This window comes from Pseudomonas sp. MF09150 (assembly GCF_059862355.1).
Genome location: NZ_JCBCUS010000003.1, coordinates 326,862 through 351,167 on the forward strand (window position 1 = coordinate 326,862; position 24,306 = coordinate 351,167).

Sequence of the window (24,306 nt, forward strand, 5' to 3'; positions counted from 1 at the left end):
GCCAGGTCACGCCTAGGGCACAGGCTGGCCCAATTGCTCACGCAGGAAACGGTACAGGCCATCGGCGCTCTTGCGGTAGCCATCGGCCGTCAGGTGCACCAGGTCGTTGCGCGCCAGTTCGTTGGATTGCCATTGGCTGATGGAGCACGGGCCGCCCATAAAGGCCTGCCAGTCCCAGAACAGGGTGCGGTTACGCTGCGCCAGGTCTTTCTGGATCCGCACCAGTTGGCGCAGGGGCTGCGGCTGCGCGGCGGCGCAGGAACCAGCACCACGGCGCTTGATCGAGTCCGGTGGACCGACCAGCAGAATCACCGCCTTGGGCAGGGTTTTGCGCAATAGGGTGATTTTGTCCTGCAACTGGGCGCGGTACTTGTCCAGCTCCAGGTCATCATCGAACGCCTCGTTGGTGCCGTAGGCCAGGATCACCATGTCCGGACGCAGGGCCTTGAGCGCATCGGCCCAACCCGGCTGCCATTTATCCACCACATCCAGGCGCGCGCCGTTGATGCCCAGTGACGAATAGATCACTCCGGCGCTCTTCTGCCCGAGGATATTCCAGCCGCCCAGGGCCAGACCCGTGTTGTTGGCGACGCTCAGCTCCATGGGCATGCTCAGGTTGTTGAACGGCGGGCTGAAGCGCCATTGCCCACCCGTGGCGGCCAGCATGCGGGTGGCCTGGGTCAGGTTGGACTGGGCCTTGAGGGTGCTGTTGGTAGTGGCCTGGTACAGCGCCGACACCCGGTACTGCTGGCGGCTGGGCTCGCGCTCGCGGATCTGTACCTTGGCCCCCGGGGTCTGGGGCAACGACAGATAACCGCCCAGGGGAAACTGAGTGCTCTGCTGATTACGCGCCGAAACCAGCGACCACTGACGCTTGGCCACGTTGAGGATCACCCGCTCATAGCGGGTCCCCGGCACCGGCGTGGCGGCGATAAAGCCGATACCGCCGTCACCGTACTGGGCCTGCAACAAACGGCGCATTTCACCGCTGAACAGGTCGGCCGCGGTGTGCGAGTCGCCCAGTTGCACGATGCTGATCGGGGTGCGATCCGAGGTGCTGAACTTACGCGCCAGCAAGGCAAGGTTCGGGTCGCTGCCCGGCACCGGGAGGATTTTCTTCGAGGCCACACCCGGTTTACCGGCGCCCGCCGCGGGAGTGGCTTGGACCTGGGAGGTAGGGCTACAACTGCTCAGCAGGGTAATGCTCAACAACAGCGCAATGCCGTGCAGTCGCCGCATGTCAGTGCTCCGTTATTTGTTGGGTTGGAAAGTTGATCATGGAGATCACGCGTTCGGCGATCAGCCGTTGCCCGGTAGGGGTGAAGTGGATGCCGTCATCGACCCGGGTCTTGACCTTCTTCTGGTTGGCGTCCGTCAGGTAATAGGAGAACTGGTCGTTCTGATAGCCCAGGATCTCGTTGGCCGAGACAAAGTGCTGGTGGTACTGCTCGATCTGGCTTTTATACAGCACGTTGAGGTAGGCCATGGCCGCCGACAGCTTGGCTTTCTCCATGTTCGGCGGGCCGACCCAGATCACCTGCACGTTGTGCTCGCGCGCGGCGTCGAGGATCGAATCGATGCGCTGGCGGTAAGCCACTTCCCAGTCCGGCGCCTTGAAGCGCAGGAAGGGTTTGCCTTTGCCATCGGGCATGTCCCACGGGTCGTTGGGCCCGAGGAAAATCACCATCAGGCGGATGTTCGGGTTGGCGGCCAGGGTACTTTCCACGGTCTTGGGCCAGTTGAAAAAGTTCGGGTAGGCCAACCCCGTGCTCTGCCGGCTGAGGTTCACGCTTTTGACGTTGTAGCGTTTGCGCAAGGTATTGGCCATGTGCGGCGCCACGCCTTGCATCAGCGAGTCACCGACAAAAAACACTTCATCGCCCAAGGCCAGGGACGCCATCAACGGCGTGACCTGGGCACTGTCACCAGGGGTGGGGCTGGCCTGGGTCGAGGGTTCGACCGCTACGGCCACTGCAGGTTCATGCACCGGCTCGTGCACGGCCGGCTGGGCCGGTTCGTGTACCGGCGCCTGGACCGCCACCGGATGGCTGGCCGGGTGCGCGGCCGGCGCTGCGGGTGCCAGGACCACCGGCTCGACAGAGGTCGGGGCAAGGGTCGGCAATGGCGCCAGCGGCTCGTCTTCCGAGGCTTCGGCCTGGGCCACCAGGTCAAGCCCGTCGTGCCCGGTGAACTGGCTGACCAGCCGTTGCCGGCCATCCTCCAGCGTCTGGTTCAACTGCGCGCCCCAACGCCACTGCGGGTTCTGCGCCAGCCCGGGAATCTCGCAGCCCTCGTGGTACTTCTGCTGGCAGTACAGGCGGATCGAGTTCTGGTTGAACCACACCAGCATCAGGCTGATGACCAGCACGGCGTACAGCACTTTGGCGGCAGCGCCCTGGCTGCTCAACCACGGCGACCTGTTAGAAACTGGCATAGATAAACCCCGGTACGCCCGACGGCGAGGCAAAGATGACCAAGCAAATGAACAACCCCAACGGCAGCGGATACAGCAGCCACGGCAACCGGGTGCTGGCATCGAACAGGCGGCGCAACAGCGCCACGATCTGCGGGTAAAGGGCGACAAACAGCAGGCACGCCAGGAGCGAGGCGCCCTGGCTGGTCAAGCCGGCCAGCGACAGGTTGCCAAGGCCGGCGAACATGTCCATGGCATCGCTGAAGGACGCACAGCGGAAGAAAATCCAGGCAAACGCCACATAGTGGAAGGTCAGCAAACGGGCCAGCAGGTCGGCGCCGATCCAGGTCGGGCGCTGCGGCAGCCACTGGCTGAAGAGCTTGTACAGCGCCAGGCCGATGCCGTGCAGGGCACCCCAGATAATGAAGTTGGCGCTGGCGCCGTGCCACAGCCCGGAAATCAGCATCGCCAGCAGCATGTTCAGGTTGCCGCGCCACACGCCCCGACGGTTACCGCCCAGGGGGATGTACACGTAGTCGCGGATAAAGGTCGACAGGCTGATGTGCCAGCGGCCCCAGAATTCCTTGAGGTTGCGTGCCGCGTAGGGAAAGTTGAAGTTCTCCGGCAGACGGAAGCCCAGGAGCAGCGCGATGCCGGTCACCAGGTCGGTGTAACCGCTGAAGTTGAAGTAAATCAGGAACGAGTAGCCGTAGACGCTGCGCAGAATCTGCTCGGCGGAAAAGCTCACCGGGCTCTCGAACACCGGGTCGACCCATTCATTGGCCAGCCACGAGCTGAGGAAAAACAGTTTGACCACCGCCAGGGCAATCAGGCCCAAGGCACGCTGCGGCTCCAGCACCTGACGCACGGTTTGTGGGCGTATCTGCGGCAGCATGTGGCTGGCACGGTTCACCGGGCCGGCGATCAGGCTTGGGAAAAATGCCAGGTACAGCGCCAGGTCGAAGGGCGATGCCGGGTTCATCTCGCGCCGGTTGATCGACACCAGGTAGCTGACCGAATGAAAGGTATAGAACGACAGCCCCACCGGCAGCAGCACTTCCAGCAGCGGCACCGACACTTCCAGACCGAACTGCGCCAGGGCGCTTTGCAGGCTGCTGGTAAAGAAGTCCTGATACTTGAACAGGTAGAAGGTGCCGAGCACCAGCAACAGCATCAAGCCATTGACCCAGCCACGCCCCGGATACCGATGGCTCAACAGCCCCAGCAGGTACACCAGGCTGGTATAGCCGAGCAGGATGTACAGGAAGTTCAGGCTGAAGCTGGCGAGGATCGCGTAGCTCGCGCCCAATAGCAGCACGTTCTGTAGACGCGGGCTCGCGCACAGGCACCAGTACAGGACGAAAAACAGGATGAAGCAGAAGCCGAATTCGATCGAGAGATAGCTCACAACGTATTCCATTACGCGCAGACGGAAGGGAGCCCAGCACGCAAGGAACAAGCCGCGGCGTTAAGCGGCGGCGATTATGGCAGAGGGCCTTTATTTGTCACAAGTTGAAACACTCTGCAACGATCTTATCCACAACCCCGAGCCGGCACCTGCAACCGGAGGCTGCAGGATCCGGCGTCGGTCACCGGGTTACTGAATGTCCTCGGGCTTGACGATCACCCAGTTCTTGTCGGCGGTCACCGGCAGCCCTTCCTTGGCCTGGGCGGCGGCGTGCTTGGCCATCATGCCGTTGAGTTGGGTCATGTACTTGTCCTTGCGATTGATCCACAGGTGGATGCCGCCCTTGGCCACGTCCACATCGTGAAACAGCATGTAGCCATCGCTGGTCGGGGTGTCGCCGCCCACCAGCACCGGTTTCTTCCACTCGTCGATGTAGGTCAGGATCGCCGCGTGCTTGCCTGCCATCCAGGTGGCCGGGGTCCACAGGTAGGGGGTCAGCTCCAGGCCGAGGTTGGCCTTCTCGTCATATTTGCCGTCGCTGATCTGCTTGCGCGCGGTGGTCAGGGCGCCGGTCTTGCGATCCTTGAGCAGGGTGGTCACGCCGATCACGTTCTGCGGCTTCACGTTGTAGCCGTACTTGGGATCGGCGGCGACCATGCGCACCAGCTCTTCGGAAGCGGCGGTCATCACGTAGACCTCGATGCCGTTCTCCATCAGCTTGTTGTACAGCTCGGCCTGGCCGGTGAAGACCTTGGGCGGGTTGACCTCGATGGTCTTGACCACGTCACCGTCGTAATAGGTGCTCGGCACCGGCTTGCCGGACGCCATCAGCTCGTCGACGTAGCCCTTGAGTTCCTTGAGGGTGAAACCCGAGAACACTTGCGCGACCCAGGGGTAGCAGACCATGTCGTCGACTTCACACAGGCGGTAGTAGTAGCTGAACAGGCTTTCCTTGTGCTCGGCGGTGTCCTTGAACGGCATCAGTTTCAGTGACGGGTCGAGGGTCTCGCGGGTAATCAGGCCCTTGTTCTCCATAAAGGGCAGCAGGGATTCTTCCAGGTCGTAGCGGTAACTGGTGTTGTCCATGTCGAACACCGCGTAGTTACCCTTGTTGGCGTTGGCCGCAATCATCGCGTCCAGCTGCTTGGCCTGCGCCGCCGGCCAGTGCTTGAGTTCGGTAGCGGCAAGGGCCTGGCCAGCCAGGCCCAGGCAGAGTGCGACAGCCAGAAATTTCGGAGCAAGTTTCATCGGCGGTTCTCCCTGATTCAAAGAGATCGACGCTAACAAATAAGTGTGACGATCCTCGTCTCGACGCGACCGCCTGCGTCCTGATTCCGCCACCGACATTCGTCTGCGCGCCAGCCGCTTATTCCAAAAACGACAGTCAACCTGCTTTTTTGGTATTAAATCTTTTAGTTATCAAGCTGTTAGGATTTCCGGTTCGCAATCGCAGCCACACGCGATTGGCACCTATCTTTTCGGAGCTTCAATGAATCTGCCGCTGATCCTCAATCTGCTGGTATTCCTCGCCTTGCTGCTGGGCCTGGCGCAAACCCGCCACAGCTCCTGGAGCCTGGCCAAGAAAGTGCTGCTGGCACTGGTCCTCGGCGTGCTGTTCGGGGTCGCCCTGCACAGCATCTATGGCGCGGGCAACCCGGTGCTCAAGGCCTCGATCGGCTGGTTCGACCTGGTCGGCAACGGCTACGTGCAGTTGCTGCAAATGATCGTGATCCCGCTGGTGTTCGCGTCGATCCTCAGCGCCGTGGCCCGTCTGCATAACGCCTCGTCCCTGGGCAAGATCAGCTTCCTGACCATCGGCACCCTGCTGTTCACCACCGCAATTGCCGCACTGATCGGTATCGGCCTGACCAATCTGTTCGGCCTCACCGCCGAAGGCCTGGTGGCCGGCACCCAGGAGATGGCCCGCCTGCAAGTGATTCAGAGCGATTACGCGGGCAAGGTCGCCGACCTCAATGTGCCGCAGTTGCTGCTGTCGTTCATTCCGCAGAACCCCTTCGCCGACCTGGCCCGGGCCAAGCCGACCTCGATCATCAGCGTGGTGATCTTCGCCGCCTTCCTCGGCGTGGCCGCCCTGCAACTGCTCAAGGACGATGTCGAGAAAGGCCAGAAAGTGGTCAACGCCATCGACACCCTGCAAGCCTGGGTCACCCGCCTGGTGCGCCTGGTGATGAAGCTGACGCCCTACGGTGTGCTGGCGCTGATGACCAAGGTCGTGGCCGGCTCCAACCTGCAGGACATCATCAAGCTCGGCAGTTTCGTGGTGGTGTCCTACCTCGGCCTGGGCCTGATGTTTGTGGTCCACGGTGTGCTGGTGTCCCTGGCCGGGATCAACCCGCTGCGCTTCTTCCGCAAGATCTGGCCGGTGCTGACCTTCGCCTTCACCAGCCGCTCCAGTGCCGCGAGCATCCCGCTGAGCATCGAAGCCCAGACCCGGCGCCTGGGTATCCCGCAGTCCATCGCCAGCTTTGCCGCCTCGTTTGGCGCCACCATCGGCCAGAACGGCTGCGCCGGCCTGTACCCGGCGATGCTGGCGGTGATGGTGGCTCCGACCGTGGGCATCAACCCGCTGGACCCGCTGTGGATCGCGACCCTGGTAGCCATCGTGACCCTGAGTTCGGCCGGCGTGGCCGGGGTGGGTGGCGGCGCGACCTTTGCCGCGCTGATCGTGCTGCCGGCCATGGGCTTGCCGGTGTCCCTGGTGGCGCTGCTGATTTCGGTGGAACCGTTGATCGACATGGGCCGCACCGCCCTCAACGTCAGCGGCTCGATCACCGCCGGCGCCATCACCAGCCAAGTCATGGCTCAAACCGACAAAACCCTGCTCAACGCCGACGAACACGAAGAACTGGCCCAAGCCTGACCCGTAGTCGCTGCCGAGCGGCGCGAAGCTGCGCTGGCCAGAATGGGCGACGTGGGAGTGTCAGGTACAGGGATGTAGCTGCTCAGGGCCAGCGTCCAAACGCGGCCCGAGCCTCGCGGCAGCGCCTACCGCCGCTCCCAGACCTCAAAACTATAGGCGGGCTTGTCGCCTTCGGCCGGGGTCGGCAGGTCCGACACCAACTGCCACTGCTGCTGATCGAACTCGGGGAACCACGCGTCCCCCTCCGGGCTCAACGCCACGCGGGTCAGGTACAGGCGGTCGGCGTGCGCCAGCCCTTGGCTGTACAACTGCGCCCCGCCAATCAGCATCAGCTCGCTGGCGCCCTGCTCCAGCGCCCATTCCTCGGCCCGGGCCACGGCGGCCTCCAGCGATGGAAAGACCTCGGCCCCTTCGAGCTGCAGCTGCGCCTGACGGCTGACCACAATATTCAAGCGACCCGGCAGCGGCCGACCCAGGGAGTCCCAGGTCTTGCGCCCCATGATGATCGGCTTGCCCAGGGTGGTGGCCTTGAAGTATTTGAAATCCCCCGGCAAGTGCCAGGGCATGCTGTTGTCGACGCCGATCACACGGTTTTCACCGAGGGCTGCGATTAGGCTGAGGGGGAGAGTTTTTTTCATGGCGGCGAGGATACCAGAGGCTCGCGCCCTCGCCACGTACCCCGATCAGCGTGACAGCGGTTATGCTCAGCGCACATTTGAGCAACGGACCACCGCGTGACAGACCTGACGCCCCTGCAACAACTCTGGCTCACCGAAACCGTGCGCCTGCGCGAGGAACACGCCGGCCCACTCGAGGATCAGGAAGCCAATCGCCTGGCCCGCCACGCCGGCGGCGACCTGGCAACCCGGGTCCACGCCCGCGCCCGCTGGCTGGCCGACCGCGATGGCCTGAGCGAGGCCCTGGGCCATTGGCTGCAAGGCGCGCGCCTGGCGCTGCTGGCCATGGCGCTGCTGGCAATCATCAGCGGCGCCGGCCTGGCGTTCGCCGCCCTGGGTGACGGTCAGCTCCCGGTCAATGTGTTCTGGGCCCTGGGCAGCCTGCTCGGCCTGAACCTGATCCTGCTCCTGAGCTGGGCCCTGGGCCTGCTGTTCGCCGGCGAACACGGCGCCAGCCTTGGCCGTTTGTGGCTGTGGCTCAGCGAGAAACTCGCGCGCGACGCCAAGGCCGCGCAGCTGGCGCCGGCCCTGCTGCTGTTGCTGCAACGCAAAAAGCTCAATCGCTGGGCCATCGGCCTGCTGGTGCATGGCCTGTGGCTGCTGGCGATGCTCAGCGCCCTGGTGCTGTTGCTGACGCTGATGGCTACCCGGCGCTACGGCTTTGTCTGGGAAACCACCATACTGCGCGGCGACACCTTCGTCGCCCTGACCCAGGCCCTGGGCGCCCTGCCCGCGCTGATCGGCTTCAGCCTCCCCAGCGAGGCCATGATCCGCGCCAGTGGCGACAGCGCCCTGAATATCGAAAACGCCCGCCAGGCCTGGGCCGCATGGCTGGTTGGCGTGGTGCTGGTTTACGGCCTGCTGCCGCGCCTGCTGCTGGCCCTGCTGTGCCTGTGGCGCTGGAAGCGTGGCCGCGCGGCCCTGAGCCTGGACCTCAACCTGCCGGGCTACAGTCAACTGCGCGAAGCGCTGATGCCGAGCAGCGAACGCCTGGGGGTCAAGGATGCCGCCCCACAGCAGTTGCATCGCGTCGAAGGCGCGACCGGCACCCAGGACAGCGACGGCGCCCTGCTGGTGGCCATCGAACTCGACGACCAATACCCCTGGCCGCCGCAATTGCCTCACGGCGTGAAAGACGCCGGCATCCTCGACAGCCGCGAGTCGCGCCAAAAACTCCTCGAACAGATGACCCGCTTCCCCCCGGCGCGCCTGGCCATCGCCTGTGACCCCCGGCGCTCGCCGGATCGCGGCAGCCTGGCGCTGATCGCCGAACTGGCGCGCAATGCCGGTGCCAGCCGCGCCTGGTTGCTGCCGGCGCCGCCCGGCCAGGTCCTGGATGCCGAACGCCTGGGCGACTGGCACGCTGCGCTGCAGCAGTTGGAATTGCCCTTCAGCGATGGCGCCCCCTTGAGTTGGCTGGAGACCGGTCATGACTGATACCCGCAAACCGCCCCTGAAACTGGCGGTGGTCGGCCACACCAATGTCGGCAAGACCTCGCTGCTGCGCACCCTGACCCGGGATGTCGGCTTCGGCGAAGTCTCCCACCGGCCGAGCACCACCCGGCATGTCGAGGGCGCGCGCTTGTCGGTGGACGGCGAAGCCCTGCTGGAGCTGTACGACACGCCCGGGCTGGAAGACGCCATCGCCCTGCTCGACTACCTCGAACGCCTGGAGCGCCCGGGCGAACGCCTGGATGGCCCGGCGCGGCTGGCGCGGTTTCTTGAAGGCAGCGAAGCCCGCCAGCGCTTCGAGCAGGAGGCCAAGGTTCTGCGCCAGTTGCTGGCCTCGGACGCCGGGCTGTATGTGATCGACGCCCGCGAACCGGTGCTGGCCAAGTACCGCGATGAGCTGCAAGTACTGGCCAGCTGCGGCAAGCCGCTGCTGCCGGTGCTGAATTTTGTCAGCAGCGCCAACCACCGCGAACCTGACTGGCGCGAAGCCCTGGCACGACTCGGGCTGCACGCCCTGGTGCGTTTTGACAGCGTGGCGCCACCGGAAGACGGCGAGCGCAGGCTGTATGAAAGCCTGGCCCTGCTCCTGGAAAGCTCGCGCCCGCAGCTGGAACGGTTGGTTGCGGACCAACAGGCGCAACGCCAGGCCCGCGAGCAGAGCGCGAAGCGGCTGATCGCCGAATTGCTGATTGATTGCGCGGCCTGCCGCCGCAGCGTGGCCAGCGATGCGGCGCTGGAACAGCAGGCCATCGGCGAACTGCGCAGCGCCATCCGCCAACGGGAGCAGCGTTGTGTCGAAGCCCTGCTCAAGCTCTATGCCTTTCGCACCGGAGACGCCGCCGCCAGCGACCTGCCGCTGCTGGACGGACGCTGGGGCGATGACCTGTTCAACCCGGAAACCCTCAAGCAACTGGGGGTTCGGGTCGGTAGCGGAATCGCGGCCGGAGCCGCCGCCGGGGCTGGCGTCGACCTGCTGGTGGGCGGCCTGACCCTGGGCGCGGCGGCGCTGGCCGGTGCAATTGCCGGCGGCGCCCTGCAAACCGCCCGCAGCTATGGCAGCCGCCTGCTGGGCAAGATCAAGGGCCAGCGCGAACTGACGGTGGATGACAGCGTGCTGCGCCTGCTGGCCTTGCGCCAACGGCAGTTGGTGCAGGCCCTGAACCAGCGCGGGCATGCGGCCATGGACAGCATCCAGGTGGCGACGCCGGAGAACAAAAGCTGGCGCGAAGGCAAGCTGCCCGAAGCCCTGCACAAGGCCCGGGCCCACCCTCAGTGGTCGTCGCTCAACCCTCAGCCGCGGCTGAATCAGGCAGAACGCCAGGAACAGGTAGAGCTACTGGCCCAGTCGTTATAACCAACCTGTAGCCGCTGCCGAGGCACGAGGCTGCGCCGGCCATCACTGACGACGGGGTTCCCCCGGCCTAACCTCGGCGTCCGAACCGCCCAGCGGCAGCGGCGCCAGCAGGGCCAGCGCCTTGTCCTTGAGGATCTGCATATCAATCACCGGCACCCACAGCTCCTTGGCCTGTTCGTCCCAGTGCCGCAAGCGCAGGCTGATGGCCCATAGCGGGTCTTGCTCGAAAGCTATCGCCTCCTGTGCACTCATCACCCCGCCCTGAAACTCCAGGGTCCGGCGGCTGGCTTCGCTGAGGCGCTGGTAATAACCCGGCTCCTTGAGGGTCAGGTAGCGCTTGGCCTGCACGTGATACTCCACCAGCCGCGCCAGGCGCTCGCTGAAGCCGATCCGACGCAGGTAGTCGGCACCGAGGCGCTCATGGCTGACCACGCCGAAACCATCCATGGTTGCCGCATCTTCGGCGCAAATGTGCCCTATATCGTGAAAGAACGCCGCCAACACCACTTCGTCGTCAAAGCCTTCGGCCATGGCCAGTTGCGCCGCCTGGGACATGTGCTCGATCTGCGACACCGGCTCGCCAATGTAGTCGTGGTCGCCAAAGCGCTCGTACAGCGCAAACACCTCGGTAACCGCCCGGGCCTGATGCTCCATCAGCTTTCTCCCAGCAGGCGGGCGATATTGTTTTCCGCCATCGCCGGACCAACGCTCATCCCCACTCCGGTGTGCATCAGGGACGCATGCACCCCCGGCGCCGCCTGCAGGAACGAAAACGGCTGCTGCCCGCGCGCGCCGTACACGCCCTGCCAGCGCTCCAGCACCTGAACCTTGCAACCGAGGGTCTGCTCGGCCAGCTCGATCATCCAGTCGTCCACTTGTTCGGCATTGAATGGCGAAGGATCGCGACCGTAATCGTGGGAATCGCCGATGATCAACTCACCGTAAGGGGTCGGGCTGATCAGCAGGTGAATGCCATGCTCATGCAGATGGGGCGCCTGGGCCAGGATTTGCGCCTGGACCGCCGCCGCTTGCGGCAAGTCGGAAAACGCACCGTAGTGCACGCAACTCAGGCCGGTGAGCAGCGCGTGCTGCAGTTTCAGGTCGACCTGGGGCCGGGCGCGGAGCATTTGCAGGCGACAGATTTGCGGCTCGAGCCGGGCCAGGGGTTCGGCGAGCAGGGTCTGATAGTCGTGGCCGGAACAGAGCACGATCTGCGCGCCACGAAAGGTACCGGCGGTGCTGTGCAACTGCCCGGGTTCGATGTCGCGGACCAGGGTCGAAAAATGGAACTCCACCCCCAGGTCGCGGCGCAGGTACTCGATCAGCATCGGAATCGCTTCGCGGGAATACAACTGCTGGTCGTCCAGGCCGTGGAGCGCCGCGCGATGATGACGAAACTGGCCGCCGTACAGGTCATTCAGGGCCGCGCCTCGCAGCAGCTCGACCCGATAACCGTGCTCCACTGCACGCCCATTGCAAAAGGCTTGCAGCAGATGCTCTTCGGCCTCGGTGCGGGCAAACAGGTAGGACCCATTGCGCTTGAGCTGCAACCCCGCCAACTGCGCCCAGTCACCCCATATCTCCCGGCTGGCCCGGGCCAGCTCAAGCATGATGCCCGGCGGCTGGCCGGTGACCAGGGCCTGGCCGAAGTTGCGCACCGATGCGCCCAGGGGTGTGGCGCTGCGCTCGAATACCCGCACCCGCAGGCCGCGCTTGGCGGCCGCATAGGCATGGGACAGGCCCAGGATGCCGGCGCCGATAATCAGCATATCGCTGTGTCGAGTCATGTACGTGTCCTGAAAAGATTAGGCGGGCGTGGCGAGGGAGCTTGCTCCCGCTGGACCGCTCAGCGGTCCCAACCCCGGGTACTGCGGCGTTTCAAGCACACCGCAAACTCTGCTGTCAGGAGTGCTGTTCACTCCAGCGGGAGCAAGCTCCCTCGCCACAAAAAGCCACTCGTCCTCCCCTGACAGGCCCTTGGCCCGCAGGGGGCGTCCCTGGCGCTTACTGCGCCGCCACTTTTTCCGACTTGCCGTCGTAGCGCTTGCGCCATTCAGCGAGGATCTGGTCGCGGTTCTTCGACGCCCAGGCGAAGTCGTTCTTGATCAGGCGCTGCTCATAGTCGGCCGGCAGTTCGGTCTGCGGCTTGGCGATACCCGGCTGGGCCAGCACCGCGAAGTTTTCCTTGTACAGCTCCATCGCCGCCGGGCTGGCGGAGAAGTCGGCGAGCTTCTTCGCCGCCTCTTCATGAGGGGTGCCCTTGATCACCGCAGTGGCTTCGATTTCCCAGCCCAGGCCCTCTTTGGGCAGCACGATGTCCAGCGGCGCGCCCTGGCGCTTGAGCTGCACCGCCGGGTACTCAAAGGAAATGCCGATCGGGAATTCGCCGGCAGCGGCCAGCTTGCACGGCTTGGAGCCGGAGTGGACGTACTGGCCGATGTTCTGGTGCAGCTCATCCATGTACTGCCAGCCCTGCTTCTCGCCGAAGGTCTGCAACCAGGCGCTGACATCGAGGAAGCCCGTGCCGGAGGACGCCGGGTTGGGCATCACGATCTTGCCCTTGTACTCGGGCTTGGTCAGGTCCTGCCAGCTGACCGGCTTGGTCAGGCCCTGCTTCTCCGCTTCCACGGTGTTGAAGCAGATGGTCGCGGCCCACACGTCCATCCCGACCCAGGCGGGCGGGTTGGCGGCGTCGCGGTAGTTGGGTCCGATCTGGCCCAGGTCCTTGGGGGCGTAGCTTTGCAGCATGCCCTGTTGATCGAGGATCGCCAGGCTCGACGCCGCCAGGCCCCAGACCGCATCGGCCTGTGGCCGGGCTTTTTCCGCCAGCAGCTTGGCGGTGATGATCCCGGTGGAATCGCGCACCCACTTGATCTCGACGTCCGGGTTGGCCTTTTCGAAGGCTTGCTTGTAGGACTTCAGCTGCTCGGCTTCGAGGGCGGTGTACACCGTCAACTCGGTCTTGGCGGCAAAGGCATTCAGGCTGAAGGCGGTGAGGACAGCAGCGGCAAGAGCCAGGGGCTTGAACATGGTGCGGTTCCTTTTAATGAGTGTGGGTGGAGGGGCGGAATCAGTGGCCCGGCGCGGTCTGGCGCCAAGCCTGGGAGCGGCGCAGCAAACCGCGCGAGGCCCAGGCCAGCAGCAGCGAAACGCCGGCCGAGGTGAAGAGGATCAGGGTCGACATGGCCGCCGCGCCGCCGACGTTGCCGGCGTCGTCCATGTTCAGCACGGCGACGGCGGCGAGAATGGTGTCCGGGCTGTAGAGGAAAATCGCCGCCGACACCGTGGTCATGGCCGAGACGAACAGGTAGCGCACGATGTCCAGCAGTGCCGGCAGGCAGATCGGCAGCGTGACCCGCCAGTAGTGCCGGTACAGCGGCGCCTTGAGCGACAGCGCGGCAGCTTCGAATTCGGCGTCGAGTTGGCGCAGGGCGGTGGTGGCGGTCATCTGCGCGGTGGTCAAATAGTGAGCGATGGTGCACACCACCAGCAGGCTCATGGTTCCGTAGAACACATGCAGCGGGTTGCCGTTGAGGTTGAAAAAGAACACGTAGCCCAGGCCCAGAACCAGGCCCGGCACTGCCATCGGTACAAAGCTCAGCATGCGCAGCAGCAGGTTCAGGCCGCGCTGCCCCTGGGTCTTCTCCATCAGGTAGGCGCCGGTGAAAATCAGCCCGCTGCCGATCAGGGCGGTGCACAGGGCCATGGTCAGGCTGTTGCGATAGGCCAGCCAGCCACCGCCGGCGGTGTCGCTGAACTGGTAGTGATTGAGCGATAGCGACAGGTTGTACGGCCAGAATTTGACCAGGGACGAGAACACCGCCATGCCGAACACCAGCAGCAACGCCGCGCAGATCAGCAGCACGATGGCCAGGTAGCAGCCATCCCGGGCGCGACTCGGCAGCGGCTTGAAGACCTGGGCCCGGCCGCTCATGGAGTCGCCATGGCGCCGGCGCAACCAGGCATCGACCGCGAAGCTGAACAGCGCCGGCAGCAGCAACACCATGCCGATCAGGGCACCGCGCCCGAACTGTTGCTGACCGACCACCGCCTTGTAGGCCTCCAGTGCCAGCACCTGATAGTCGCCGCCGACTACCACGGGCACGCCGAAGTCGGTGATGGTCAGGGTGAACACCAGGCAGAACGCGGCGAACACCGCCTGCCGGGTCGCAGGCCAGGTGATGCTGCGAAAGGCCTTGGCCGGGCTCGCGCCCATGCTCGACGCTGCGTCGAACAGCCGTGCATCGGCCAGGGACAGCGCCGAGAGCAAAATCATCAAGGCGTGGGGAAAGGTGTAGATCACCTCCCCCAGGACAATCCCCCAGAAGCCGTAGATGTTGTCCGACAGCAGCCCGCGCAGCAGGCCCTGATTGCCGAACAGATACACCAGGGCGATGCCCGGCAGCATCGAGGGCGCCATCAGCGGCAGCAGCGACAGGCCGCGCCAGACAGCCTTGCCCGGGATCAGGGTGCGTTGCAGGGCGTAGGCGAACAGATAAGCCAGCGGCACCACGATGGCCGCCACGCTGAGGGATACTTTCAGACTGTTACCCAGCAGCCAGTGGAAGTTTTCGCTGCGCAGCAGTTCCCGCGCCGCCACCAGCCCACCGCCCTGCCCGGCTTCACTGCTGAAGCCGCGCCAGAAGATCGCCAGCAACGGCATCAGCACAGCAACCCCCAGCAGGCACAGGAGCAGGACCTTGCCACCGACCACAAACAGCCGATCGCCCAGCTCGGCGCGGGAGGCCTGGCGTACCTGCTTGCCCGGCAGCGGCAGGGCGATCTGCGCGCCCATCAGGCAAACACCTGCAGGCTGCGCGGCGGCAGGGCGACCATGATGTTCTGCGCCCCCAGGCGCGGCATGGCTTCGGGCGCCAGTTCAGCGAGCAGCGCATGGCCGGGCAAATGCTCCAGCTCAAAACTCATGCGGCAGCGATTACCGAGGAAGGTGATTTCACGGACCTTGGCCGGGAACAGGTTTTCCTCGTGCACCAGCGGGTTGACGCTGATCGCCTCCGGGCGGCAGAACAGCCGGCCCGACGCGGCTTTGCCGCTGTTGTCGGCCAGGCGCATGCTCATTCCGCCGACCTGGGCATGGCTCTCGCTGTTGCGGCTGAAGGGCAGCCAGTTGCCCTGGCCGACGAACTCGGCGACGAAAGGCGTCGCTGGCCGGTCGTAGATTTCCTGGGGCGTGGCGTACTGCTCGACCTTGCCGTTGTTCATCACCGCGATGCGGTCGGCCATCAACATGGCCTCGTCCTGGTTGTGGGTCACCATCAAGGTGGTCACGCCCAGGCGCCGCTGCAATTGGCGCAGCTCGGTGCACAAGTGTTCGCGAACCCGGGCATCCAGGGCCGACATCGGCTCGTCGAGCAACAGCAGGGAAGGCGCCGGTGCCAGGGCACGGGCCAGGGCCACCCGCTGCTGCTGGCCGCCGGACAGTTGGCCGGGGTACTTCTTTTCGCTGCCGGTCAGGCCCACCAGCTCAAGCATCTGCCCTACCCGCTGGCGCACCTCGTCGCGTCCGCTGCCGGCCAGGCCGTAGGCGATGTTGGCCTCGACGCTGAGGTTGGGGAACAACGCGTAGGACTGGAACAGGATCCCGTAGTCCCGGGCCTGGGGCGCCAGGCGCGACACATCGCGCTCACCCAGGTACAACTCGCCCTGGTCCTGGCGCTCAAGGCCGGCGATGCAGCGCAGCAGCGTGGTCTTGCCGCAGCCGGACGGGCCGAGCAGGCACACCAGCTCGCCAGCCGCCACGTCCAGGGACACGTTATCCAGCGCCGCAAAGGCGCCAAAGCGTTTCTGCAGACCGCGCACCTTCATCGGTGCACCGGGGTTGCTCAGGGCAGTGGCAATCGAGTTGTTCATGGAGGGGCCTCATCAAGCAGATGCAGGCCATCCTAGGGAACGAATGCGTAGTTACTGTGGCAGCGAGGCAAAAGTTGCCGATAGTGGTATTGGCAGATTTGGGTTGGCCCGGGGCCAGGCAACCCTGCACGGCAGGTTCAGCAGCCGGCCATTTCCTGAGCCAACCCGAGGAAGGCCGCCGGCAGACGCGCGTTTTTACGCTCCTTGAGGCAGTACAGGTACTCGGCGATCTGTGGGGCGTTTTCGAAGGTCAGCACGCGCAATTGCGGGTCGTGGGGCACTTCCTGGCGGGCGATGATGCTGATGCCTATGTTGCGCAGCACGGCTTCGCGGATCGACTCACGGCTGCCGATCTCCAGCAGCGCGCCGAAGCTGACCTGGGCACTGTTGAGCAGTTCTTCGGTCAGGCTGCGGGTGGTCGAGCCGGCTTCACGCATCAACAGGGTATGCCCGGCCAATGCACTCAGGGGCACGTGGTCCAGCGCCGCCAGCGGATGGTTGCGATGCACCGCCAGCACCAGAGGGTCGGTGCCCAGCACCCGGCGGATCAAGCGTGGGTCTTCGAGCAGTTGCGACGAGGCGGCGATGTCCACTCGGTACTCTTCCAGCGCCTCCAGCACCTGCTGCGAATTGCCGATTTCTACGGCCACCTGGACCTGGGGCAAGCGCTCGCGGAAGGTCTTGACCAGGTCGAGGATGTAATACGGCGCGGTGGCGGCGATGCGCAGGCTGCCCTGCATCTGGCCGCTGTTGCGCAGGAAGAACTCGATGTCCGCCTCCTGCTGCAACAGTTGCTTGACCATCGGCAGCAGCCGCGCACCCTCGTCGCTCAGACTCAGGCGGCGACCGCCACGGTAGAACAGCTCAACCGCGTACTGGCTTTCCAGGTGGCGAATCTGGGTGGTGACCGTCGGCTGGCTAAGGCCGAGCTTTTTCGCCGCCAGGGTAATGCTGCCCAGGCGGGCGACCATGTAAAAAGCCTTCAGCTCGGCACTCAGCACTGCGCACTCTCGTCGTTATTTGCGCAACAGGCGCAAACCATTGAACACCACCAACAGGCTGACCCCCATGTCGGCAAAGACTGCCATCCACATCGTGGCCAGGCCGGCAAAGGTTACTCCAAGAAAGATCGCCTTGATCACCAGCGCCAGGGCGATATTTTGCACAAGGATATTTGAGGTCTGACGCGACAGGCGGATAAACGCCGGAATCTTGCGCAGATCGTCGTCCATCAGGGCGACATCGGCAGTTTCAATCGCGGTGTCAGTGCCAGCGGCGGCCATGGCGAAACCGATTTCGGCCCGGGCCAGGGCCGGCGCGTCGTTGATGCCGTCGCCGACCATACCCACGCGGTGCCCCTGGGCATACAGCGCTTCAATCGCTTGCAGCTTGTCGGTGGGCAGCAGGTCGCCTCGCGCCTGGTCGATGCCCACCTGGGCCGCGATGGCCTGGGCGGTGTGCGGGTTGTCACCGGTCAGCATCAGGGTCTTGACCCCCAGCTCATGCAGCTGGGCAATGGCTTCGCGGCTGGTGTCCTTGACCGTATCGGCCACGGCAAACAGCGCCAGCGGCCCGGAGCGGTCGAGGAGCAGGACCACAGTCTTGCCTTGTTTTTCCAGGGCGAAGAGTTTTTCCTCGAGGGCGGGCGAGCACAGGCCCAGTTCTTCCACCAGGCGGTGGTTGCCCAGGTGGTACAGCTCACCGTTGATTTCGCCACTCACGCCGCGTCCGGCCAGAGCCTGGAAGTTATCCACAGCGTGCAGCGCCAGGTTTTTATCCACAGCCGCATTGGCGATGGCCAGCGACACCGGGTGGTCCGAACGCCCGGCCAGGCTGGCGGCCAATGCCGGCGCGGTGTTTTCGGCCAGGGGGTCGAGGGGCAGGAAGTCGGTCTGCACCGGCTTGCCGTGGGTGATGGTGCCGGTCTTGTCCAGGGCCAGGTAGTCGAGCTTGTAACCGCCCTCCAGATACACCCCGCCCTTGACCAGGATCCCTTTGCGCGCGGCGGCGGCCAGGCCGCTGACGATGGTGACCGGGGTGGAGATCACCAGTGCACACGGACACGCCACCACCAGCAGCACCAGGGCGCGGTAGATCCAGTCGAACCAGGCCGCGCCCATGAACAGCGGCGGAATCACGGCCACGACCAGGGCAAAAACAAAGACTACCGGGGTGTAAATGGTGGAGAACTTGTCGACAAAGCGCTGGGTCGGCGCCCGTGCGCCCTGCGCCTGCTCCACGGCGTGGATGATTCGCGCCAGGGTCGAGTTGTTGGCCGCGGCGGTGACTTTATATTCCAGGGAGCCAGCCTGGTTGATGGTGCCGGCGAAAACCTTGTCGCCCACGGTCTTTTCAATCGGCAGGCTTTCGCCGGTAATCGGCGCCTGGTCAATGGTCGAACTGCCCGAGACCACCTCGCCATCGAGGCCGATGCGCTCACCGGGGCGCACCCGGACCAAGGCTCCGAGTTCGATGCTCTTGGCTTCACGTTCGACCCAGGTTCCGTCCGGCAACTGCACCGTGACCTGTTCCGGGGTCATCTGCATCAGGCCACCGATGGCGTTGCGAGCCCGGTCCAGGGAACGCGCTTCAATCAGCTCGGCCACGGTGAACAGGAACATCACCATCGCCGCTTCCGGCCACTGGCCGATCAGCACCGCGCCGGTCACTGCGATACTCATCAGCGCGTTGATGTTGAGGTTGAGGTTCTTCAGGGCGATCCAGCCCTTTTTATAGGTGCCCAGGCCACCGCTGAGAATCGACACCAGCGCCACCAGGGCAATCACCCACGTCGGCGCACTGTCGGTGAAGTGGATCACTTCCGCGGCCAGTGCCCCTACGCCGGACAGTGCCAGCGGCCACCAGTGTTTCTTCACCGGCGGCACTGCCGGCTCGGCGTCGGCGCCCTGCTCGATCGGCTCGGCCTGCATGCCCAGGGACTTGATGGCCTCGATGATCGGCGCGGTGCTCGGCAAGTCGTGGGTGACCCCCAGGACCCGGTTGATCAGGTTGAACTGCAATTGCTGCACACCGGCCAGCTTGCCCAGTTTGTTCTGGATCAGCGTCTGCTCGGTCGGACAGTCCATGGCTTCGATACGAAAACTGCTCAAGCGGGCGCTGGCGCTGATGGTCGCGCTCAACTGGACCTGCGCCGGCGCGACTTTGGACGAACAGCAGGAATCGCCATGGCTGCCGTGGTCATGCTTGGGGATGGCCTGCAGCTTCGGCTCCTGGCCGTGATCGTGATCGTGATCGTGATCGTGATCGTGATCGTGATCGTGATCGTGATCGTGATCAGCGTGGGGCTTGCCGGAAGTGTGGAGCGAATTGTTCATTGTGGTGACGTCCATGAAAGGTGCCTGTTGCCAAGTGAACACCCTGTAGCCACTATAGGGTCAAGCACCCAAAACGAGACGGCCCCCATGAAAATTGGTGAATTGGCGAAACTGACCGACTGTCAGGTCGAAACCATCCGCTATTACGAACGTGAAGGGCTGCTGCCGGAACCGGCTCGCAGCGAAGGCAACTACCGTCTTTACACCCAGGCCCACACCGAACGCCTGACGTTTATCCGCAATTGCCGCAGCCTCGACATGACCCTCGAGGAGATCCGCAGCCTGCTGGGCCTGCGCGACAGCCCGCAAGGCCAGTGCGAGAACGTCAACGCCCTGATCGACGAACACATCCACCACGTCAAATTGCGCATCGACGGCTTGCTGGCGCTGCAGGAACAACTGCTCGACCTGCGCCAACGCTGCTGCGAAGGGCCGGACCTGGACCAATGCGGGATCTTGCAGCGCCTGGAAGTCAGCGGTTCGGTCGCGCCCAGCGACGCCGAGCACTCCCATGTCGGCCGCAGCCACGGGCACTAGGCCCGTGGGCCGGGCGCCATGTTTTCAGGAACCGTGGCGGCCCAGGGGTATCAGCCGCCGGTAGATCCCCTCAAGCAGCGTCAGCAGCCGTTGATCCAGATCGCGCCAGGCCAGGCCCTGGCGCACCAGGCAGGCGCTGAGCAACCCGACCAGGCAGCCGCCAAGGATATCGAACGGGAAATGCACCCCCAGGTAGACCCTGGCCCAGCTCACCAACAGCGCCAGCGCCAGCATCACCAGCCCGGTTCGGTACAGGGACACCAGGATCAGAGCGAACGCCATGGCAAACATGCCGCTGGCATGATCGCTGGGAAAGGACGCCCCAGGCGCGTGGGCCAGGAAGTTCTGCCCCAGGCCCAGCATGAACGGCCGTGGGTGAAACCACAGATCGCGAATCAGCAGGTTGCAGGCCAGGGCGAAAACAATGCTCAAGGTCGCGATCAGCACGATCATTCGTTGCCGCCGCCCGCCAAACACCCACAACACCAGGAGCAGCAGCGGCACGCTCAGGACCAGCCATTGCGCCAGGAACACCGCCAGTTCGCGCATCGGCAACGATGCTTCGGCGCTGGCATTGATGGCCAGGAACAGGCTGCGGTTGAGTTCTTCCATTCAAGGGCTCGCATTCAATATCAGAAGGACTGCACCCCGAACGAACCGAGGCTGCTCCTGAGAGCGTAGCCGCCCGCCAGGTACAGCAATGCCCGGGAGGGTTCCCGGGCACAGGTCGATAAAGGTCATGGATGAAGCGACAAGGGCCGCGCGGTGTCAGCCCCACGGCCCCCGGGTAAAGGCCTAAACCGCCATCGGCGCGGTCATTGGCGCATGGTGCTGGTAGCCGTCGAGGGAGAAGTCGCTCGGCTCGATCAGCTCCAGCCACTCCGGCTGGTAGACACCGGTCTTGGCAAACTCCGGCACCCGATCACTGATCACCAGCTTGGGCATCGGGAACGGCTCGCGCTTGAGCTGTTCGTTGAGCATGTCCAGGTGGTTTTCGTAGACGTGGGCATCACCGATGAAATAGGTGAACCAGCGTGGGGTGTAGCCGGTGAGGCGCCCGATCAGGCTCAGCAAGGCGGCGCCTTCGGTGAGGTTGAACGGCGTGCCCAGGCCCAGGTCATTGGAACGGATATAGAGGGTCAGGGAGATTTCCCGGGTCTCGACATTCGGGTGGAACTGATACAGCAGATGGCACGGCGGCAAGGCCATTTCATCGAGCTGAGCGCAGTTCCAGCCGTGGAACAGGATCCGGCGGCTGCCCGGGTCCTTGATGATGGTGTCGACACACTGGCGGATCTGGTCGATGGCCTTGTACAGCACCACATAGGCCTGACCGTTTTCCTCGCCTTCGGCGATCTGCCGATAGCCCTGGGCCAGGGTCTGCTCGATGGCGGCCGGGTTGCTCAGGGCGATCTGCTTGTAGGCCGGCCATTTGCGCCATTGCACGCCATAAATTTCACCCAGGTCGTCTTCGCCCTGGCGGAACGGGTTGGCCAGCCATTGCGCGTTTTCGTTGGCGTTCTGGTCCCAGACCTTGCAGCCCAGGGCACGGAACTCGGCGGCGTTGTTCACGCCACGCAGAAAACCGCACATCTCGCCGATGGCCGACTTGAAGGCCATCTTGCGGGTGGTGATGGCTGGAAAGCCTTCCTTGAGGTCATAGCGCAGCATGGCACCGGGAAAACTGATGGTGTTCACACCGGTGCGGTTGGCCTGCTTGGTGCCGTTGTTGATGACGTGGGCGACCAGATCGAGATATTGCTTCATGAATTACCTGCATCCTTGAACCCGGGGCCAGGGCCCCGGTATTCGAATTTAAAGCGCGGCGCTCGTGTTCGCCGGAGCGCGGTGATATGCCAGCCAGATCAGGAACAGACCACCGATGATCATCGGCAGGCACAGTACCTGGCCCATGGTCAGCCAGTTCCACGCCAGGTAGCCGAGCTGGGCATCCGGCACCCGTACGAACTCGACGATAAACCGGAAAATCCCGTAGAACAGGGCAAACATGCCGGAGACCGCCATGGTCGGCCGCGGCTTGCGCGAGAACAGCCACAGGATCACGAACAGCGCCACGCCTTCCAACGCGAACTGGTACAGCTGCGACGGATGCCGCGGCAACTGCGAAGGGTCACTGAACGGCGGGAAAATCATCGCCCAGGGCAGGTCAGTCGGCTTGCCCCACAATTCGGCGTTGATGAAGTTGCCGATCCGCCCGGCGCCCAGGCCGATCGGCACCATCGGCGCGACGAAATCCATCAGTTCGAAGAACGACTTGTTGTTGCGCTTGCCAAACCACAAGGCCGCCAGCATCACCCCGATAAAGCCGCCATGGAACGACATGCCGCCCTTCCACACCTCGAAGATCAGGGTCGGGTTGGCCAGGTACGCGTTCAGGTCGTAGAACAGTACATACCCCAGACGGCCACCGACAATGACCCCCATCGACATCCAGAACACCATGTCGGAGAGTTTCTCCTTGTTCCAGGTCGGGTCGAAACGGTTCAGCCGGCGCGATGCCAGCAGCCAGGCACCGCCGATGCCGATCAGGTACATCAGCCCGTACCAGTGGATTTTCAGCGGACCGATGGCCAGGGCCACCGGATCGATCTGCGGGTAAGGCAGCATTGCGACTCCTCGTAAGAGTAGAAAACTCAAGATTGCGGGCGTGACAGTGGCACGCCGGGATTAAGCCAGGATTGCGGCCCCTTTCAGAGCAGGAAACTCAGCCCTACACCAAACAGCAGCGCGGCAAACAGACGCTTGAGCAGGCGCGGCGACAGGCTGTGGGCCAGGCGCGCGCCAAAGCGGGCGAATACCATGCTGGTCAGCGCAATGCCCAGCAGCGCCGGCAAATACACAAAACCCAGACTATGGGCCGGCAGCAACGGATCATGCCAGCCCAGAATCATGAAACTTAAGGCACTGGCCAAGGCAATCGGCAGGCCGCAGGCCGATGACGTGGCCACCGCCTGTTGCATGGGCACGCTGCGCCAGGTCAGGAACGGCACGGTGAGCGAGCCGCCACCGATGCCGAAAATCGCCGAAGCCCAGCCAATCACGCTGCCGGCCAGGGTCAGACCCACTTTGCCGGGAACCGTTCGGCTGGCCTTGGGCTTGAGTTCAAGGACCATCTGCAGGGCGATCACCAGGGCGAATACACCAATGATCTTTTGCAGGTGGGGACCGGAAATCGCCTCCGCCGTCAGCGCACCAAAGCCGGCGCCGATCAGAATCCCTACGGTCATCCAGACAAAGATCGGCCAGCGCACCGCGCCCCTGCGCTGATGCTCGCGAATCGCATTGACCGAAGTGAAGATGATGGTGGCCAGCGAGGTGCCCACCGCCAGGTGGGTCAACACCAGCGGGTCGAAGCCCTGCGCCTTGAAACTGAACACCAGCACCGGAACGATGATGATCCCGCCACCCACGCCAAACAGCCCGGCCAGCACGCCCGCACAGGCGCCCAACAGCAGATAGAGCAGAAATTCCATGGGTGCACCCCAAAATAAGACCGGCATGGTAACGGATGCACGGCCCTCGGCTCCACTGGATGGCGATGGATACCCGCTTCATCTGTGCGTAGAGTGGGCAAAAACACAAAAGGGATAAGCCCGATGTGCTTGATCGTTTTCGCTTGGCGGCCGGGCCACGCCCAACCGCTGATCGTCGCGGCCAACCGCGACGAATTCTATGCCCGCCCCAGCCTGCCCCTCGCCCAATGGCCTGAAACCCCGGAAATTCACGCCGGACGCGACCTGGAAGCCGGGGGCACCTGGCTGGGGGTCGGCGCCGATGGCCGCTTCGCCGCACTGACCAATATCCGCGACCCTCATCAACCCCCGGCGCGCCGTTCCCGGGGCGAACTGGTGGCACGCTTTCTCTCCGGAAAAATCCCGCTGGATGACTATTTGACCGACGTTGTCGGCCGATCGGTGGAATATGCCGGCTTTAACCTGCTGCTCGGCACCGCCGAAGCGCTGTGGCATTACAACGCCAATGAGCTGCAACCCCAACGCTTGCGCAGCGGCGTGTATGGCTTGTCCAACGCCGGCCTGGATACGCCCTGGCCGAAACTGCTCAAGGCCCGTGCCGCCCTCGGTGAACTGCTGGACGATCCGCAGCCCCAGGCGCTGCTTGCCTTGCTCAGTGATCCGCAGACCGCGCCCTTTGCCGACTTGCCGGACACCGGCGTCGGCCTGGCCACCGAGAGTCTGCTGTCCAGCGTGTTTATCGCCAGCCCCAGCTACGGCACCCGCGCCAGCACCGCGCTGATCGTCCACGCCGATGGCACCCGGCACCTGGTGGAGCGCAGTTTCGGGCCCTATGGCGGACATTTGGGAGAGGTCGAGCTGAAGGTTTAAAACGCCCAGGCCGG

At 64.2% G+C, this 24,306-nt stretch carries 21 protein-coding genes; 5 read left to right on the top strand and 16 right to left on the bottom strand.

Features of this window, described 5'->3' with window-relative positions; translation table 11 throughout:
• Window positions 1-12 precede the first annotated feature (12 nt).
• The 4 genes from AC19YX_RS14385 to AC19YX_RS14400 all read right to left on the bottom strand — a co-directional run bounded on the left by AC19YX_RS14385 (window position 13) and on the right by AC19YX_RS14400 (window position 5,069).
• Window positions 13-1,239 (bottom strand): SGNH/GDSL hydrolase family protein, encoded by a 1,227-nt coding sequence (locus AC19YX_RS14385; protein ID WP_500606497.1) that lies wholly within the window; start codon window positions 1,237-1,239, stop codon window positions 13-15.
• 1 nt (window position 1,240) lies between these two features.
• Window positions 1,241-2,434: an SGNH/GDSL hydrolase family protein gene (locus tag AC19YX_RS14390; RefSeq protein WP_078473507.1), complete on the bottom strand. Its 1,194-nt coding sequence runs from the start codon at window positions 2,432-2,434 to the stop codon at window positions 1,241-1,243.
• Window positions 2,421-3,821, bottom strand: a complete 1,401-nt coding sequence (locus tag AC19YX_RS14395; RefSeq protein WP_238596238.1) for an MBOAT family O-acyltransferase — start codon at window positions 3,819-3,821, stop codon at window positions 2,421-2,423. Before AC19YX_RS14395 ends, AC19YX_RS14390 begins: the two co-directional genes overlap by 14 nt.
• 189 nt (window positions 3,822-4,010) lie before the next feature.
• Entirely contained in the window at window positions 4,011-5,069 is a 1,059-nt protein-coding gene (locus AC19YX_RS14400; RefSeq protein ID WP_201128430.1) for an HAD family hydrolase, read from the bottom strand.
• Window positions 5,070-5,310: 241 nt separating this feature from the next.
• Between AC19YX_RS14400 and AC19YX_RS14405 the strand changes: the two genes are divergently transcribed.
• On the top strand, window positions 5,311-6,702 hold the full coding sequence (locus AC19YX_RS14405; RefSeq protein WP_078473504.1) for an L-cystine transporter: 1,392 nt from the start codon (window positions 5,311-5,313) through the stop codon (window positions 6,700-6,702).
• Window positions 6,703-6,827: 125 nt separating this feature from the next.
• Here AC19YX_RS14405 and AC19YX_RS14410 read toward each other — a convergent pair whose 3' ends face one another.
• Window positions 6,828-7,340, bottom strand: coding sequence for a dihydrofolate reductase (locus AC19YX_RS14410; protein ID WP_500606498.1), 513 nt, complete (start codon window positions 7,338-7,340; stop codon window positions 6,828-6,830).
• A gap of 96 nt (window positions 7,341-7,436) precedes the next feature.
• Here AC19YX_RS14410 and AC19YX_RS14415 point away from each other — a divergent pair, with 96 nt between their 5' ends.
• Together AC19YX_RS14415 and AC19YX_RS14420 are read left to right on the top strand one after the other, a co-directional pair.
• On the top strand, window positions 7,437-8,816 hold the full coding sequence (locus AC19YX_RS14415) for a DUF2868 domain-containing protein (RefSeq protein ID WP_500606499.1): 1,380 nt from the start codon (window positions 7,437-7,439) through the stop codon (window positions 8,814-8,816).
• Window positions 8,809-10,185, top strand: a complete 1,377-nt coding sequence (locus AC19YX_RS14420; RefSeq protein ID WP_500606500.1) for a GTPase/DUF3482 domain-containing protein — start codon at window positions 8,809-8,811, stop codon at window positions 10,183-10,185. Before AC19YX_RS14415 ends, AC19YX_RS14420 begins: the two co-directional genes overlap by 8 nt.
• A gap of 42 nt (window positions 10,186-10,227) precedes the next feature.
• On the opposite strand, the gene AC19YX_RS14425 is transcribed toward AC19YX_RS14420, so the two are convergent.
• From AC19YX_RS14425 to AC19YX_RS14455, 7 genes are all read right to left on the bottom strand, one after another.
• Window positions 10,228-10,839 (bottom strand): phosphonate degradation HD-domain oxygenase, encoded by a 612-nt coding sequence (locus AC19YX_RS14425; RefSeq protein ID WP_500606501.1) that lies wholly within the window; start codon window positions 10,837-10,839, stop codon window positions 10,228-10,230.
• Window positions 10,839-11,972, bottom strand: a complete 1,134-nt coding sequence (locus AC19YX_RS14430) for a TIGR03364 family FAD-dependent oxidoreductase (RefSeq protein WP_500606502.1) — start codon at window positions 11,970-11,972, stop codon at window positions 10,839-10,841. The genes AC19YX_RS14425 and AC19YX_RS14430 overlap by 1 nt, the downstream gene beginning before the upstream one ends.
• A gap of 217 nt (window positions 11,973-12,189) precedes the next feature.
• The gene (locus AC19YX_RS14435) at window positions 12,190-13,215 is read right to left on the bottom strand and encodes a putative 2-aminoethylphosphonate ABC transporter substrate-binding protein (RefSeq protein WP_201128439.1); all 1,026 of its coding nucleotides are present in this window, start codon (window positions 13,213-13,215) and stop codon (window positions 12,190-12,192) included.
• A 40-nt stretch (window positions 13,216-13,255) separates the two neighbouring features.
• Window positions 13,256-14,980, bottom strand: a complete 1,725-nt coding sequence (locus AC19YX_RS14440; RefSeq protein ID WP_500606503.1) for a putative 2-aminoethylphosphonate ABC transporter permease subunit — start codon at window positions 14,978-14,980, stop codon at window positions 13,256-13,258.
• On the bottom strand, window positions 14,980-16,056 hold the full coding sequence (locus AC19YX_RS14445) for a putative 2-aminoethylphosphonate ABC transporter ATP-binding protein (RefSeq protein ID WP_020295857.1): 1,077 nt from the start codon (window positions 16,054-16,056) through the stop codon (window positions 14,980-14,982). The genes AC19YX_RS14440 and AC19YX_RS14445 overlap by 1 nt, the downstream gene beginning before the upstream one ends.
• Before the next feature lie 137 nt (window positions 16,057-16,193).
• Window positions 16,194-17,057 (bottom strand): LysR family transcriptional regulator, encoded by an 864-nt coding sequence (locus tag AC19YX_RS14450; RefSeq protein WP_500606504.1) that lies wholly within the window; start codon window positions 17,055-17,057, stop codon window positions 16,194-16,196.
• A 15-nt stretch (window positions 17,058-17,072) separates the two neighbouring features.
• Window positions 17,073-19,391, bottom strand: coding sequence for a heavy metal translocating P-type ATPase (locus tag AC19YX_RS14455; protein WP_500606505.1), 2,319 nt, complete (start codon window positions 19,389-19,391; stop codon window positions 17,073-17,075).
• An 87-nt stretch (window positions 19,392-19,478) separates the two neighbouring features.
• On the opposite strand from AC19YX_RS14455, the gene cadR reads away from it, so the two are divergent.
• Window positions 19,479-19,928, top strand: a complete 450-nt coding sequence (cadR, locus tag AC19YX_RS14460; RefSeq protein WP_020295860.1) for a Cd(II)/Pb(II)-responsive transcriptional regulator — start codon at window positions 19,479-19,481, stop codon at window positions 19,926-19,928.
• 24 nt (window positions 19,929-19,952) lie between these two features.
• On the opposite strand, the gene AC19YX_RS14465 is transcribed toward cadR, so the two are convergent.
• From AC19YX_RS14465 to AC19YX_RS14480, 4 genes are all read right to left on the bottom strand, one after another.
• Window positions 19,953-20,540, bottom strand: a complete 588-nt coding sequence (locus AC19YX_RS14465) for an undecaprenyl-diphosphatase (RefSeq protein ID WP_500606506.1) — start codon at window positions 20,538-20,540, stop codon at window positions 19,953-19,955.
• Window positions 20,541-20,723: 183 nt separating this feature from the next.
• Window positions 20,724-21,695, bottom strand: coding sequence for a thymidylate synthase (locus AC19YX_RS14470; RefSeq protein WP_500603367.1), 972 nt, complete (start codon window positions 21,693-21,695; stop codon window positions 20,724-20,726).
• A 48-nt stretch (window positions 21,696-21,743) separates the two neighbouring features.
• A complete protein-coding gene (gene lgt / locus AC19YX_RS14475; RefSeq protein WP_020295863.1) occupies window positions 21,744-22,556 on the bottom strand; it encodes a prolipoprotein diacylglyceryl transferase in 813 nt (270 codons plus the stop codon).
• 83 nt (window positions 22,557-22,639) lie between these two features.
• Window positions 22,640-23,422: a sulfite exporter TauE/SafE family protein gene (locus tag AC19YX_RS14480; protein WP_020295864.1), complete on the bottom strand. Its 783-nt coding sequence runs from the start codon at window positions 23,420-23,422 to the stop codon at window positions 22,640-22,642.
• Between the two features lie 123 nt (window positions 23,423-23,545).
• Between AC19YX_RS14480 and AC19YX_RS14485 the strand changes: the two genes are divergently transcribed.
• Entirely contained in the window at window positions 23,546-24,292 is a 747-nt protein-coding gene (locus tag AC19YX_RS14485) for an NRDE family protein (RefSeq protein WP_500606507.1), read from the top strand.
• Window positions 24,293-24,306: the final 14 nt, after the last annotated feature.